The organism is Halomonas sp. 3F2F (assembly GCF_014897805.1).
In the GTDB taxonomy this organism is placed as follows: Bacteria; Pseudomonadota; Gammaproteobacteria; order Pseudomonadales; family Halomonadaceae; genus Vreelandella.
Genome location: NZ_JABUZE010000039.1, coordinates 34997 through 49571, shown reverse-complemented (window position 1 = coordinate 49571; position 14575 = coordinate 34997). Strand labels below are relative to the sequence as shown.

Annotated in this window: 12 protein-coding genes; 5 read left to right on the top strand and 7 right to left on the bottom strand. The window is 54.0% G+C overall.

All coding sequences use genetic code 11. The features are described 5' to 3' along the window. Positions 1–41 precede the first annotated feature (41 nt). Positions 42–1148 carry a 4-hydroxyphenylpyruvate dioxygenase gene (gene hppD, locus INT21_RS05065; protein WP_193068598.1) on the bottom strand — a complete coding sequence of 369 codons (1107 nt, stop codon included), beginning with the start codon at positions 1146–1148 and terminating at the stop codon, positions 42–44. A gap of 129 nt (positions 1149–1277) precedes the next feature. Between hppD and INT21_RS05060 the strand changes: the two genes are divergently transcribed. The 4 genes from INT21_RS05060 to INT21_RS05045 all read left to right on the top strand — a co-directional run bounded on the left by INT21_RS05060 (position 1278) and on the right by INT21_RS05045 (position 5242). Next, positions 1278–1754, top strand: coding sequence for an Lrp/AsnC family transcriptional regulator (locus tag INT21_RS05060; RefSeq protein ID WP_193068597.1), 477 nt, complete (start codon positions 1278–1280; stop codon positions 1752–1754). 72 nt (positions 1755–1826) lie between these two features. Beyond that, a complete protein-coding gene (locus INT21_RS05055; RefSeq protein WP_193068596.1) occupies positions 1827–3389 on the top strand; it encodes a sigma-54-dependent transcriptional regulator in 1563 nt (520 codons plus the stop codon). After that, positions 3367–3612 (top strand): hypothetical protein, encoded by a 246-nt coding sequence (locus INT21_RS05050; RefSeq protein WP_193085759.1) that lies wholly within the window; start codon positions 3367–3369, stop codon positions 3610–3612. Before INT21_RS05055 ends, INT21_RS05050 begins: the two co-directional genes overlap by 23 nt. Before the next feature lie 169 nt (positions 3613–3781). Next, positions 3782–5242, top strand: coding sequence for a sodium-dependent transporter (locus INT21_RS05045; RefSeq protein ID WP_193068594.1), 1461 nt, complete (start codon positions 3782–3784; stop codon positions 5240–5242). Positions 5243–5355: 113 nt separating this feature from the next. Here the strand turns inward: INT21_RS05045 and INT21_RS05040 are convergent, their stop codons facing one another. From INT21_RS05040 to INT21_RS05030, 3 genes are all read right to left on the bottom strand, one after another. Next, positions 5356–5802 (bottom strand): DUF6455 family protein, encoded by a 447-nt coding sequence (locus tag INT21_RS05040; RefSeq protein WP_193068593.1) that lies wholly within the window; start codon positions 5800–5802, stop codon positions 5356–5358. A 225-nt stretch (positions 5803–6027) separates the two neighbouring features. After that, complete coding sequence (locus tag INT21_RS05035; protein ID WP_193068592.1) at positions 6028–7083, bottom strand: TRAP transporter substrate-binding protein; 1056 nt, start codon at positions 7081–7083, stop codon at positions 6028–6030. A gap of 231 nt (positions 7084–7314) precedes the next feature. Further along, entirely contained in the window at positions 7315–7797 is a 483-nt protein-coding gene (locus INT21_RS05030; RefSeq protein WP_193068591.1) for an Lrp/AsnC family transcriptional regulator, read from the bottom strand. Positions 7798–7974: 177 nt separating this feature from the next. On the opposite strand from INT21_RS05030, the gene INT21_RS05025 reads away from it, so the two are divergent. Beyond that, positions 7975–11490 carry an indolepyruvate ferredoxin oxidoreductase family protein gene (locus INT21_RS05025; protein WP_193068590.1) on the top strand — a complete coding sequence of 1172 codons (3516 nt, stop codon included), beginning with the start codon at positions 7975–7977 and terminating at the stop codon, positions 11488–11490. A 72-nt stretch (positions 11491–11562) separates the two neighbouring features. Here INT21_RS05025 and INT21_RS05020 read toward each other — a convergent pair whose 3' ends face one another. The 3 genes from INT21_RS05020 to INT21_RS05010 all read right to left on the bottom strand — a co-directional run bounded on the left by INT21_RS05020 (position 11563) and on the right by INT21_RS05010 (position 14574). Next, positions 11563–12753, bottom strand: coding sequence for a multidrug effflux MFS transporter (locus tag INT21_RS05020; protein WP_193068589.1), 1191 nt, complete (start codon positions 12751–12753; stop codon positions 11563–11565). A 135-nt stretch (positions 12754–12888) separates the two neighbouring features. Then, positions 12889–13533 carry a maleylacetoacetate isomerase gene (gene maiA, locus INT21_RS05015; protein WP_193068588.1) on the bottom strand — a complete coding sequence of 215 codons (645 nt, stop codon included), beginning with the start codon at positions 13531–13533 and terminating at the stop codon, positions 12889–12891. Positions 13534–13554: 21 nt separating this feature from the next. Then, positions 13555–14574, bottom strand: coding sequence for a fumarylacetoacetate hydrolase family protein (locus tag INT21_RS05010; RefSeq protein ID WP_193068587.1), 1020 nt, complete (start codon positions 14572–14574; stop codon positions 13555–13557). Position 14575: the final 1 nt, after the last annotated feature.

Here is a 14575-nt window from a genome sequence, read left to right as displayed (position 1 = left end):
TAGCTATGAAGCTGATCACGCGATTAATTTTGAATAAGCACTTAGTCAGCAGTGCTTTGCAATACGCCGCGGTTAATTTGATCTTCTTCGATGGATTCGAACAGTGCTTTAAAATTGCCCTCTCCAAAACCATCATCGCCCTTACGCTGGATAAACTCGAAGAAGATCGGACCAATCACCGTTTTTGAGAAAATCTGTAGCAAAATTCTGGTTTCGCCACCGCCTACAACGCCTTCACCATCAATCAAAATGCCACGGTTACGGAGTTTATCGAGGGGCTCTTGGTGATCTTTTACGCGCTCAAGCGATTTTTCATAATAGATGTTCGGTGGGCCAGGCATAAACTCAAGCCCCGCATCAGCAATTAAGTCAGTGCCGGTATAGATATCGTTCGTTGCAATGGCAATGTGCTGAATACCTTCGCCATTATACTCGCGCAAGTACTCTTCAATTTGGCTGTGATCGTCGGCACTCTCGTTAATCGGGATACGAATTTTGCCATCGGGAGAGGTTAATGCGCGGCTAGTAAGACCGGTGACTTTACCGGTGATATCGAAGTAGCGTATTTCACGGAAGTTAAAGGTGTCGTGATAAAACTTATACCACGTGTCCATATTGCCGCGAATAACGTTATGAGTGAGGTGGTCAAGATAGTAAAAGCCAAACCCTTTAGGCTTAGGGTTTACCTCATCTAACCATTCAAACTCATTTGAATAACAGCTGCCTTTTTCGCCATACGTATCAATAAAGTAAAGCAGCGAGCCGCCAATACCAACAACTGCAGGCGCATCGATGGACTTATTGCCAGTGAACTCTTCAGCCCCTAACTCAACGGCACGTTTTAGGGCGTGCTGAGCATCAACAACGCGCCAAGCCATGGCCGGTGCACAGGGGCCGTGCGCCTCAATAAACGCTGATGCATGCGAGTTAGGCTCGCTGTTAAGCAGATAGTTAATATCACCCTGACGATAAACGGTGATTGACTTATCACGGTGCTTGGCAACGGGGACGAAGCCCATTTGCCGAAACAGGCTGTCTAACTTTTCCGGCTCAGGATGGGCAAATTCAACAAATTCAAAACCATCGGTGCCCGCTGGGTTTGCATCGCTTATGGTTACTTTTGGCGCGTCATGAGGAAAAGGTCCCATCGCTGTCTCTCCTATTATTGTCTTGTAAGTGAACAAGCTCAGTATAGGGAAGAGGCGGTGCAATTAGGTTGCAAACTAACCTAAGATATCGCCAAATAGCGCACAGCTTGTGCGCAACTGGAGTGTTCTATGCACGGGATTTCTTTGGATCGATATGATCTTGCAATTTTATCAGTATTGCAGAAGAACTCAGCCCTCACCAATTCAGAGCTGGGAGAGCGCGTCAGCTTGTCTCCCTCTCAGTGCTCCCGGCGTAAAGCGCGGCTAGAAGCCGAAGGGGTGATTAAGGGGTATTCGGCGAGGCTTGATGCCTCCAGCCTGGGGTTTGGCTTGCGTGCGATCACCCGCGTTAATCTCAAAGCGCATGGTGAGAGCATGGATGATGATTTTGTAACGTTACTGACGAAGCACGCCATGGTGCGTGAGGCCTATTCTGTGTCGGGGGATGCGGACTATGTACTGCACGTTATCGCCAAGGACCTCACTGAGTTTTCAGACTTTATTCATCACCATTTATTACCTCATCCTAATGTCACCCAGGTTCGCTCTGAAATCATACTGCGGAGTATGAAAGAGGAGCAGGGGCTGCCGGTGAGTGGTGGCTAAGCGATGTCTGAAATTACTGACTTTTCAGACAAAGCCTAAGTAGCTACGTTAGTTTTGTGCCGTGAGGGCTCTATGCGTCTTAAATTTAACTGTCAGAATCGTATCGGTATTCTTCGCGATATAGTGGCCCAGTTTGCTGACTACCGCATAAATGTCGCGCGGGGCGAAGTTGGGGGCGAGCAGGGCAATACCATCTATTTGCATGTCCCGAAGTTGCTTAATGCTCAATTGAGCACGCTTAAACCGGCACTGGAAGCTATCCCAGGTGTTTTTGGCGTCAAACGCGCGAGCTTGATGCCCAGCGAGCGTCGTCATTTGGAGTTGGACGCATTGCTGTCTTCGCTGTCTGACCCCGTTATGTCGATAGATATGCAGGGTCGCATTGTAGCGGCCAACCGTATCGCCGTTCAGGTATTGGGGGTGCGCGTTCAAGAAGTACCAGGGCTATCGCTGGATCGCTACCTTGACGAAGTCGACCTTCCCGAGGTGATTCGCCGCAACAACTCACGTATCAATGGGCTGCGGATCAAGCTGAAAGGCGATACCTATCTCGCCGATATTGCGCCACTGCACACCGAAGACACCAAGGTGGATTCATTAGCCGGGGCGGTGGTGACATTGCACCGTGCCGACCGCCTCGGGGCACGGATTTATCAGGTGCAGCGCCAGGAACTGCGTGGCTTTGAGGCTATCTTTCAGTCGAGTTCGCGATTGGCAGCCGTGATCAATGAAGCGCGGCGCATGGCGCCACTGGATGCCCCGTTGCTGATTGTAGGGGAAACGGGGACTGGGAAAGAACTGGTCGCCAGAGCCTGCCATTTGGCAAGCCATCGCGGGCAAGCGCCGTTTGTGGTGCTCAATTGTGCCGGGCTGCCAGAATCAATGGCCGAGACAGAGCTTTTCGGTTACGCGCCGGGGGCTTTTGAAGGCGCCCGGCCAGAAGGAAAGCTTGGCCTTCTGGAGCTTAACGAAGGCGGCACCGTGTTTCTCGATGAAGTCGGTGAAATGAGCCCACGGCTGCAGACAAAACTGTTGCGTTTTCTTCAGGATGGCGGCTTCCGGCGTGTGGGTAGCGACGAGGAAACCTTCCTGGATGTCCGGGTGATCTGTGCCACTCAACAGAACCTGCCGCAGCTGTGTAGTGAAGGGCTGTTTCGGCTGGATCTTTATCACCGGCTTAATGTGCTGTTGCTACAGGTCCCTCCCTTACGTGAATGTTTGGACGGCATCGAGGAGTTGGCGAGCTATGTGCTTGATCGTGCGGCGCGCCAGATAGGTTGCCCTTTGCCTGAACTTTCACCTGCTGCGTTGGAAAAAATCACCCGCTACGACTGGCCGGGCAACGTGCGTCAGCTGGAAAATGTGTTGTTCCAGGCGGTGTCGCTATGTGAAGAGAAAGCCATTCAGCCGGTGCATTTGCGTCTTCCTCACAGCGAAGCGTCTTCTGAGCTAGCGGGTATTCCGTTAGAGGGACGCTTGAGCGACATGCTAGGCGAGGTGGAAAGAAATATCTTAAGTACGCTGTATCAGCAATATCCCTCCAGCCGTCAGTTAGGCAAGCGGTTGGGTGTTTCCCACACAACCATTGCCAATAAACTCAAACGTTACGGTATTGGTGCTCAAGACGGCACTTGAAAGCGTACTTGAGACAGCACTTGAAGCCGCATTCAAGACACTACTTAAGCAAAATCTTAAAAAAGTTCGTATAGCAGGTGAATTAACTGTCACGATTTATTTACAGTTTGTCAGAAAAATACAACAGCAGGACACCACGCTTCGGCATTTTTTTCTGAGCGTAACGATTACTTTACAGTTTCATGCCGCTTATACGGGCGGCGCCTCGCCGAATGCGATTTAAGCCCATTCCTGCCCTATGGCTATCTCCATAGACTCTTTATAGATTGCTCTTTATGACTGATTGACCGCAGTTGGTTGGCTTTTATAGGCAGTTAATCGCTCTTAAGTAGCTGTTCTAGCTGCTCATAATAAATAGCCTAAAAAACAATATAAATTTATAAGGTTTCCCAATGACAACGACAAATACGCCCCCCAAAACGCTGTGGCTGGGCCGCTGGGGGTTTGTGCTAGCAGCCACTGGTTCGGCAGTGGGCCTGGGTAATATCTGGAAGTTTCCTTACATCACTGGCGAGTTCGGAGGTGGCGCTTTTGTGCTGGTCTATTTGGCCTGCATATTGGCGGTAGGTGTGCCTATCATGATGGCTGAAATCAGCTTCGGGCGTCGTGGCAGGGGCAGCCCGATTGATGCTATCCGTCGAGTGGTGCATGAATCGGGGCGCGGCAGTTTCTGGTCGATCTTTGGCTGGATGGCCATGCTGTGTGGTTTCATGATTCTGTCGTTCTACGTGGTGGTCGCTGGCTGGTCATTTTCCTATCTATGGAAACTGCTGAGCGGCGGGCTAGCCGGTAATAGTGTTGATGATATGGCGGCAATTTTTGCCGCTAATAATGCCAATCCTTTCACGTTGGGTGCCTGGAGCACGCTAGTGACGGTGCTGACCATGTTCATCGTCGGCAAAGGCGTACAAGCAGGTATTGAAAAGAGTGTCAGTTGGATGATGCCAGGCATGGTGATCATGCTGGGCATACTGATCGGCTACGGTGCTTTTTCTGGTGGCTTTGCCGAAGCTTGGTCTTTTCTGTTTTCTTTCAATGCCGAAGGGTTAAGCAGTGAAGGGCTCTTAGCAGCACTGGGGCATGCCTTCTTTACCTTGTCGCTCGCGTCTGGTGCCATTCTTACCTACGGCTCTTACCTGCCAGAAGGGCACTCCATTGCACGCACGACATTCAGTGTGGCCATTGCTGATACCGTTGTCGCGCTGATGGCTGGCTTGGCTATTTTCCCGATTATTTTCGCTAACGGAATGAATCCCGGCCAAGGGCCAGGGTTGATTTTCATGAGCTTACCGCTGGCCTTCCAAGCAATGCCGTTTGGTACCTTGTTTGGTGTGCTGTTCTTCGTGATGCTATCAATGGCCGCGCTTACGTCGTCGATCTCAATGATCGAAGCGACAGTGGCTTGGCTCGTTGCCAGCAAAGGGCTGACGCGCAAGCAAGCATCCTGGGGTGTGGGCATCGTGCTGTGGTTGGTGAGCACCTTGGCAATGCTGTCGTTCAATGTGGGCGCGGATTGGACGGTGGCAGGCCGTACTTTCTTCGATTGGCTGGATTACCTGACCTCCCGCTGGATGATGCCGCTAGGCGGTTTAGGTACGGCGCTGATGGCAGGCTTCCTGCTGCGTACTGAACTATTCAGGGAAGAACTAGGGCTCTCCCGTACCCAGCACACGCTGTGGCTGTTTATGGTGCGTTACGTCAGCCCGTTAGGCATCGTGTTAATTTTCATCGATGCGCTTGGCCTTGCCACCCTTCAAGTAGGCACTCAGTGGCCGTGGTTGCTAGCCCTGCTGGTGGTTATTACCGTGGTGGGAGAGTTAGCTAGCCCACGACTGCGGCATCAGGCTTCCTGAAGCAACTCATTCGAATAAGACATTAAGAAGAGTCATCAAAGCGCTCTCATCGATAGTCGATGGGAGCGCTTTGCGATAGAGGGATACGTTGCTGGGATGTTAATCAACACGCTTCACTGTGCCGCTAAGGCATCAAAGGCATTGGCGTTAGGGCATAAGCGACGGCACTCATCAAGCTCGGCATTGGCCCGCATCGCTTTCCAACAATCGCCAACGGCTGCACAAGCGTTGCAGGTGTCACACAGTGCACGATAGTCGGCATGATTTATCAGAACATTTCTACGAAGCTCATTCTCTTTAAGACCAAAGCGCTGCAGCATAACTGGCATTAAGGTTTTGGCTGGGCTGAAATGAGCGGGGTGGCCTGCTGCTAGCTGCCTTGCCACTGCCTGCTCAAAGCGTGGTTCTAGCGGTCTTTCCAGGTCATTGATCAGTGCATCATAGCTAGCCCCTGCTTGCTGCTTTATGTTGCGGGCTAACGTCGCGGTTGATGCTGTATAGCAGCGCTCAGTGAGGCGTCCCCACCAAGAGGTGGTATCGGTGTGCTGAGCAGTATCCATGGTCAATCTCCCTCGGCGGTTCTTGATGATGACATCAGTATCAACCGACGAGAGATAAACTATCTTGACGCGGATCAAGTTGGTTTCAAGTGAAACAGAAGGTGAGTAGAGGTGAAAGTGGGGGAAGATGATAGAAAAGTAGCTGCTTATAGGGCGTCATCAGCATGTGAGTGCTGCTCTCACCGCCTATTATACGGCAGCGGCGAGAGCACCTAATCTAGCGGCTCAGTGACTAACAACACTCGCTTCGATACGCTCTTCGGTCGCCGCATTGACTAACTGTTCATGAAAGAAGGCAAGTGCGGCAGGCGCGTCAACACCACGACTCTTTATCGACTCACTCCAGGCATCCTGTAAGTTGCTCGCAACGCCCCTCAGGTAATCAATGTCTTGTTCCGATGCTTGGGTAAAGGTTGCGCCATTTTCTTCACCAAATTCAACGCCGCGCTGGTCGGAAACATCCATCATGTAGCCAAACAAGCGTGACAGCCGTTCACCCGATACGCTTTCAATCGCCGCGCGGTCTTCGTCCGACACTTGGTCCCAGAACATCGGGTTCATAACAATCGCAAAGCTGCCGCGATAGAAGCCGCCGTCTACGGTAAGAGTGTGCGGAGCCACTTCAGCCACGCGGAAGCTGCGCAAGCTCTCAAGCGTTAGCATCGCGCCGTCGACAACACCCTGAGAGGCCGCTTCGTAGGTGCCGGTTGGAGGAATGGAAACCCCGGTCACTGACATTGCCTCGGCTAAACCACTCATCACCCCGCCACCCACACGCAGCCGTTTGCCAGCAAGCTCATCAATTGAGCTTATTTGATCACGGGTAAATATTTGCCCTGGCCCGTGTACGCCCATCGCGACGACATCAACACCACGGTGCTCATTGGCTTGCTGCAAATACTCTTGGTGGGTATGCCAATAGGCAGCAGAAGCATCTTCTGAAGAGAACTCCTCAAAGGTGGGGAATTCAGGTAACTGTGTAGCTAGAAAACGACCCGCCATATGGGCGTGAAAAATCCAGCTGGCGTCTGCAATACCATCAGCAACGATCTCCATTTGTGCAGGAGGAGGCCCCATGTCATGCACTACTTCTACCGTGACACGGTCATCCGTGGCTTCTTCAATCCACGCCTTCCAGGTTGGCCAAACAATGGTATTAATCCCGTGATTCGGCCCACCCCACGTGCTAACGGTGATCGTTGCCTGGGCAAATGAAGACATGCTGAACGCCATGCTGGAAAGCGCGATAGCACCCACGAGTAAGCGAGCGGGTTGTTTCATGTGGAAACTCCAAAACGACGTTATTAACGTCTGTGTTGTTATTGGTCACGCCTAACACCGAGCAAGTGGCGCCTTCTCAGGTGGCGTAAATCACATTGCTTACCTTGCCTTTAGATAGTTTCAATAGCAACTAATTTAAGCTTGATTGAGTTGATACTTAAGTCTTAATTTTTGAAGTTTTGGATGCTCGCTCTAACGGGCAGTAAGTCTTGGTGGTCTCGATCGGCTGATTCAACGAATCGGAATAGCGGTCTCTTCTTTGATATTACGCAGCACGAAATTGGAGCTGACCTGTGAGATACCGTCCAAGGTGAAGAGTTTTTCATTCAGAAATCGGTCATAAGCCGCCATGTCTTCGATAACCACCCGCAGTACGAAATCGGCGTTGCCGGTGGTGGCATAGCACTGCAGCACTTCTGGATATTGCAGAATGCGATTTTCGAACTCGACGGTATTGTCGATGTGGTGGCGAACCAACGTCACCATGACCAGTGCTGATAGTGGTTGGCCCACTAGGCTGGGTTCCACCAACGCTGCAAAGCGGCGGATAACGCCACTCTCCTCCAGGGCTTTTACGCGTCGCCAGCAGGCAGCGGGGGAGAGCCCGATCTGTTCGGCGAGCTCATTGTTGGTAATACGCCCCTGTTGCTGAAGCAGGGTAAGAATGCGCTGATCATGCCTGTCTAAGGTGATGTCTTTGGTTGCTTCTTTCATGGTGTCATTTCATTTATTTGTGGTTTGTTGAATATCATTGCGTCAAAGCTAAAAAAATGAAAGTAATGATTAATAACCAGACGTTTGGAGAGCTAATTAGCAAGCACCTTTAGTGCGCTCTTGGCTAGACTCAGAGGTATTACAACCATAACTCTTCAACCGTACTGGTGAACTCTCATGACAACCCCCTCAATTGCTGAGCAGGCGGGTTCTATTACCCAGCCTCTCGAGATCGCACTCGATAATTATCAGCTGGCCGTCCGCTATAGCCGTGGCGAAGGCCGTATTTTTCTTACTGGCACCCAGGCATTGGTACGCATCGCCTTACGCCAAGCCGAGCTTGATCGCCACAATGGCCGCCAAACGGCAGGGCTTATCAGTGGTTATCGTGGCTCGCCCTTAGGCGGTGTAGACCAAGAAATTTGGCGGGCGAAAGCCGCTATGGAAGCGCATCACATCGATTTTGTCCCTGCGATCAACGAAGACCTGGCCGCTACCATGATGCTTGGTTGCCAACAGGTAGAGACAGATCCTGAGCGGCAAGTCGAAGGTGTCTTCGGCATGTGGTACGGCAAAGGGCCAGGCGTTGACCGTGCGGGCGATGCGTTAAAGCACGGTAATGCCTACGGTAGCTCACCAACGGGTGGTGTGTTGGTGGTCGCGGGCGATGACCATGGGTGTGTGTCATCGTCGATGCCGCATCAGTCGGATGTCGCCTTTATGGCCTGGTTTATGCCGGTCGTAAGCCCTGCGTCATTGGCGGAATATGAACGCTTTGGGTTATGGGGCTATGCACTTTCACGCTTCTCGGGTTGCTGGGTGGGGTTCAAAGCCGTTTCCGAAACAGTAGAGAGTGGCGCATCGGTGGACGTGCCGCCCTTGCCGGAATATGTCACGCCGGATTTCGAAATGCCGGAAGGCGGGCTGCACTATCGCTGGCCGGACCTACCGGGGCCGCAGCTTGAGACTCGCCTTGAGCACAAGCTGGCCGCCGTTCAGGCGTTTGCCACCGCTAACCCGATTGATCAGTATTTATTTCGCCAAGAACAGGCGACGTTTGGGCTGGTTACCACAGGCAAGGGCCACCTGGATTTACTTGAGGCGCTGCGTTTGTTGGGGCTGGATGAGGCGAAGCTGCGTGAATTGGGGGTGGAAATATACAAAGTCGGGATGGTGTGGCCGCTCCATCGCCCCGGCATTCTTGAGTTTATTCATGGCAAGCGCGAAGTGCTGGTCATTGAAGAGAAGCGCGGCATTATTGAAAGTCAGCTTAAAGAGTACATGTCCGAACCCGACCATCCTGGCGAGGTCATCGTGACCGGCAAGCAGGATGAAACTGGCAAACCGCTGATTCCCTTTGTTGGAGAGCTGGGCCCGCGCCTCTTAGCAGGCTTTGTCGCCGAGCGTTTAGCGCGCTTTTTCGACATTGATTTTAGCGACAAGCTGGCAACCGTTGATGCTTGCCAAGCCGGTGTTAAGGAGCTTGGTGGTGTGCGCCGCATGCCGTATTTCTGCTCCGGTTGCCCACACAATAGCTCGACCAATGTGCCAGAGGGCAGTAAAGCCTTAGCGGGCATCGGCTGTCATTTTATGGCGTCGTGGATGGGCCGCAACACCGAATCGTTAATTCAGATGGGCGGCGAAGGCGTTAACTGGGTGGGCAAGAGCCGCTTTACCGGCAATGGGCATATTTTCCAGAACTTAGGCGAAGGCACCTGGTTTCACTCGGGCTCGATGGCGGTGCGTCAGGCAGTGGCTGCCAACGTCAATATTACCTATAAAATCCTGTTCAACGATGCGGTTGCCATGACGGGCGGTCAACCCGTGGATGGGCAAATTAACGTGCCGATGATCGCCCGGCAGTCGCTGGATGAAGGTGTTCGTCGGGTAGTGGTGGTCAGTGATGAGCCCGAAAAATACCGCGGGCATGAAAAGGAGTTTCCTAAGCAGGTAACCTTCCACGGGCGTGAAGAGATGGATACGCTGCAACGTGAACTGCGCGAAATTCCTGGCTGCACCGTGTTGATTTATGACCAAGCATGCGCGGCTGAAAAGCGCCGTCGGCGCAAGCGTGGTTTGATGGAAGACCCCGCCCGCCGGGTGTTCATTAACCATCATGTTTGCGAAGGTTGTGGTGATTGTTCTGTACAGTCCAACTGTTTATCGGTGGTGCCTCGCGAGACCGAACTAGGCCGCAAGCGCAAAATCGATCAGTCGTCCTGCAATAAGGATATGTCCTGCGTCAGTGGCTTTTGCCCCAGTTTTGTTACGGTTGAAGGTGGCGGGCTGCGTAAAGGCCAGGGCGTCACCGCAGATAATGCCTTTTGGCAACGCATAGCGCATTTGCCAACCCCTGCGATTGCCACTTTAACGGCCCCTTATGACTTGCTGGTGGGAGGCGTTGGTGGCACGGGCGTGGTGACCGTTGGGCAACTGATTACCATGGCCGCACACCTGGAAGGTAAGGGCAGCAGCGTGCTCGACTTTATGGGGTTTGCGCAAAAAGGCGGGGCAGTCCTTAGCTATGTGCGTCTGGCATCACAGCCCAGTGAGCTGAATCAGGTACGTATCGAAGCTGGCCAGGCCGATGCGATGATCGCTTGCGATATGGTCGTGGCGAGTTCGCAGAAAGCGCTAAATGTGCTGCAGCCGACCACGCGTATCGTGGCGAATCTGGCGGAGCTAGCCACGGCGGATTATGTCCTTTATCGCGATGCGGATATGCAGCCCAGTAAGCGCCTTAACATGCTGTGTGAAGCGGTTGGCGAGGAACGCTTTGCTTCCCTGGATGCCAATCGCCTAGCCGAACAGCTGCTGGGCGATACGGTGTTTTCCAATATGATGATGCTCGGGTTTGCCTGGCAGCAGGGGCTGGTGCCGCTTTCTGAACCTGCGCTGCAGCGTGCTCTGGAGCTTAACGGCGTCGCTGTGGAGAAGAACCGTCAGGCATTTGCCTGGGGTCGCTTGGCTGCGGTGGAACCCGACTATCTTCAGCAGCATCTGGACACGCTTCCCCTATCCGCGAATGCCACACTGGACGATGTAGTGGCGCGTAACAGTCGCCACCTGGAGCGCTATCAGAACCGTGCCTGGGCTGAGCGTTACGTTACTCAAGTAACGAAAGTGCGTGAGGCCGAAGCAGCGCTAAACGGTGGCCAATCGTTGAGTGAAGCCGTCGCCCATCAGCTCTATCGCTTGATGGCGTATAAAGATGAGTATGAAGTGGCGCGCCTTTACACCCAGAGCGATTTTCTGGATGAGGTCAAAGCCACGTTCTCGGGTGATTACCAGCTAACCTTCCATTTGGCACCGCCACTGCTGGGTGGCCGTAAAGATGCGCAAGGGCGTCCGGTGAAGCGCCGCTTCGGCCCTTGGGTGCTGAAGGCAATGGGCACGTTGGCCAAGCTGCGCGGTTTGCGCAACACCGCGCTTGACCCTTTCCGCTTCAGCGCTGATCGTAAACTCGACCGCGCTTTATTGGCTGACTATGAGCAGTTGATTGATGAGTTAGTGGCCCGTCTTGATGGCACGAATCACGCCACGGCCTTAACGCTTGCTAAGTTGCCAGAAGAAATTCGTGGTTTTGGACCCGTCCGCGAAGCTGCCGCTGAGAAAGCCAACGAGCGGCGTGAGACGTTGCTGAAGGAGCTACGTGAAGGTCGCTCGAAGACCATCGCTGTCGAAGCCGCTTAAGGCAACTCAATATAGGTAAAAAAGGCCACGCAATGCGTGGCCTTTTGCTAGGTAGCGATACAGTTGATTCAACTATGCCTCTTTTCGGCGGCGTACCAGCAGCCAGTGGCTTAGCAAGGCGAGTAGCCCCATCAGCCCAATCGTTAAGGCCATGGTGCGCGAGCTGCCGTCGTGGAATTGCCCGACTAACCCACCTACCACAGCGGCAATCGTCATTTGCAGGAAACCAAACAAAGAAGACGCTGCGCCCGCACATTGAGGGTTGGGCGCCAGTGCCCCGGCCATTGTTTGTGGCATCAAAATGCCGACCCCCAGCATGAACACCATATGCGGCCCCACCACCGCCCACGGGTGATGAACGCCAACGGTGGCCAAGCCCGCCATGACGACGCCCCCAGTTGCGCAGATTACGCTGCCCAGGGTAACGAGGCGATCACGACCTAGGCGGTGGCTGTAGCGACCGCTGACCAGAGTGCCGAAGAAGAAGCCCGCGACAATCAGTGTGAACAGCACGCCATACAACGTAGGTGCGACGCCCAGGTACTCGATGAGTACAAAAGATGAGCCAGAAAGGTACGCGAATAGCCCGGAGAACGCGGCCGCATTCACCAAGGTGTAGCCGATAAAGGCACGCTGAGTCAGTAGTAAGCGGAAATTAGCCAGTACTGTTTTCGGGTGAATCGATTGCCGTCGCTCCTTCGCCAACGGCTCGGGCAGCATAAATATCAGTACCGCCAGCATCACTGCCGCGTAGAGCGCCAGCAATACGAACACCGATTCCCAGCCAAAAAACAGCAGTAACCCCGCGCCCACCACAGGGGCCAGAGCAGGGGCGAGGGCCATCGTGCTTGCCATATAGGAGAGAATGCGCCCAGCCTCGATCGGACCATGAATATCACGCACCGATGCCCGTGCTAATACCGGTCCAGCAGCACCGCCGAAGGCCTGTAGAAAGCGACCTACCAGCAACCACTCGACGCTAGGCGCCCAGGCACACAGTAGGCTCGCCGCGAGAAACAGCGATAACCCTGCGATCATCACCGGGCGGCGGCCAAAGCGATCAGAGATTGGCCCGCACAATAGTTGGGCCAGCGCGAATCCAGCCATATAGAGGCTAAGGGTCAGCTGTATTCGGTCTGGGCCAGTAGTCAGCGCTTCAGCCATCGCGGGCATGGCTGGCAAGTACATATCTGTGGCCAGTGGGCCAAGTGCAGTCACCGCGGCCAGTGCCACGACGGTGGCGGTAGAGGGCAGCTTTAGCACCCCTTAACTCCTTTTGGTTGGATGTGATGCCCCTTCGGACACGCGACGGGCGCCTTCCCGAGTGGAAAGACGCCCGCTTATGTTAGCCTGCTTAGTATAACTTAATCGTATCGCTTTATTTGGCTTGGCTTCAGCTTAGTTGGCGTCAGGCTGTGCCTCGGGTGCGGCTTTTTCGAAGGCTGGCAGCGCACGACAATTGGCAGCGATGCGCTGGATCGTCGGGTAGGCTGACAAATCGCACTCGAAGCGCTCTGCGTTATACACCTGGGGAATCAGGCAGATATCCGCAAGCGTTGGGGTGTCGCCATGGCAAAAGTCGCCGCTGCTGGGGTCAGTAGAGAGCGTCGCTTCCAGAGCTGAGAAGCCCTCGGTAATCCAATGGCGATACCAGGCTAACTTGGCCGCCTCATCCACCCCCAACTCACCGACGAGATACTTGAGCACCCGCAGGTTATTGAGCGGATGAATCTCGCAAGCCACCGACTGGGCAAGCGCACGAACTCTTGCGCGCGCTAACGCATCAGCCGGTAGCAGCGCAGGCTCGGGGTGTACCTCATCGAGATACTCACAGATCGCCAGCGACTGGTTAACCACGGTGCTATCGTCAAGTATCAGGCTAGGCACCATCCCCTGAGGGTTGCGCGCCAGATGGTCGCCACCCCGCTGCTCGCCTTTCACCAAGTTGATCGGAACCTGATCGTAGCCCAGGCCTTTCAGGTTTAAGGCGATCCGCACCCGGTAAGCAGCCGACGAGCGGAAATAGCCGTATAGCGTCGTCATGTTGCCTTCCTTGTGTTGGCTTTATTTGGGCTGGTACTTCACGACTTGCTGATCGATGGTACCAAAGAGGTTGTTGCCATCGCGGTCAAACATCTCGATGCGCACCCGGTCGCCAAAGCGCATAAAGGGAGTTTTCACCTGGCCGTACAGTATCTGCTCGACCATGCGTACTTCGGCTAAACAGCTATAGCCGACGCCGCCGTCAGCCACCGGCTTTCCAGGGCCGCCATCAGGGTCTGGGTTGGAAACAGTACCTGAACCAATCACAGCGCCCGCGCCGAGGTAGCGGGTCTTGGCCGCATGGGCAACCAGCTGTGGGAAGCTGAAAATCATATCGGGACCCGCTTCTGGCTCGCCAAACTTCTCGTCATTCAGGTGCACGGTCAGCGGCAGGTGCACTTTGCCTTCTTGCCAAGCATCGCCCAGTTCGTCTGGGGTCACCGCGATGGGCGAGAAAGAAGAGGCGGGCTTGGCTTGGAAAAAGCCAAAGCCTTTAGCGAGTTCGCCTGGAATGAGGCCGCGCAGGCTGACATCGTTAACCAGCATTACTAGCTTAATGTGCTTGGCGGCTTCCTCGGGGGTGACGGCCATCGGCACGTCATCGGTAATAACCGCGATCTCACCTTCAAAGTCGATGCCATGCTCTTCACTCACCGCCTCAATATCTTCGGTGGGCGCCAGGAAGCAGTCGCTACCGCCCTGGTACATAAGCGGATCGGTCCAGAAGGTTTCGGGCATCTCAGCATTACGCGCCTGACGTACCAGTTGGACATGGTTTAGGTAGGCAGAGCCGTCGGCCCACTGATAGGCACGCGGTAACGGAGAGTGCAGCGCACGCTGATCAAGCTCAAAAGCACCGTCGGCATTGCCATTGTTTAGCTGCGCATAGCGTTCTTCAAGCTGAGGGCTAACGGCTTCCCAGCTTTCAAGGGCCGCTTGAAGCGTGGGAGTAATATCAACAGCGCTTACGGCACGGGCGAGGTCGCGAGAGACGATGATAAGTTCGCCGTCGCGGCCTTTGTTAAGTGTTGCAAGTTTCATG

Coding starts and splice junctions, on each gene's coding strand:
- hppD (WP_193068598.1), bottom strand. CDS start 1,148: ATGGGACCTTTTCCTCATGACGCGCCAAAAGTAACCATAAGCGATGCA.
- INT21_RS05060 (WP_193068597.1), top strand. CDS start 1,278: ATGCACGGGATTTCTTTGGATCGATATGATCTTGCAATTTTATCAGTA.
- INT21_RS05055 (WP_193068596.1), top strand. CDS start 1,827: ATGCGTCTTAAATTTAACTGTCAGAATCGTATCGGTATTCTTCGCGAT.
- INT21_RS05045 (WP_193068594.1), top strand. CDS start 3,782: ATGACAACGACAAATACGCCCCCCAAAACGCTGTGGCTGGGCCGCTGG.
- INT21_RS05040 (WP_193068593.1), bottom strand. CDS start 5,802: ATGGATACTGCTCAGCACACCGATACCACCTCTTGGTGGGGACGCCTC.
- INT21_RS05035 (WP_193068592.1), bottom strand. CDS start 7,083: ATGAAACAACCCGCTCGCTTACTCGTGGGTGCTATCGCGCTTTCCAGC.
- INT21_RS05030 (WP_193068591.1), bottom strand. CDS start 7,797: ATGAAAGAAGCAACCAAAGACATCACCTTAGACAGGCATGATCAGCGC.
- INT21_RS05025 (WP_193068590.1), top strand. CDS start 7,975: ATGACAACCCCCTCAATTGCTGAGCAGGCGGGTTCTATTACCCAGCCT.
- maiA (WP_193068588.1), bottom strand. CDS start 13,533: ATGACGACGCTATACGGCTATTTCCGCTCGTCGGCTGCTTACCGGGTG.
- INT21_RS05010 (WP_193068587.1), bottom strand. CDS start 14,574: ATGAAACTTGCAACACTTAACAAAGGCCGCGACGGCGAACTTATCATC.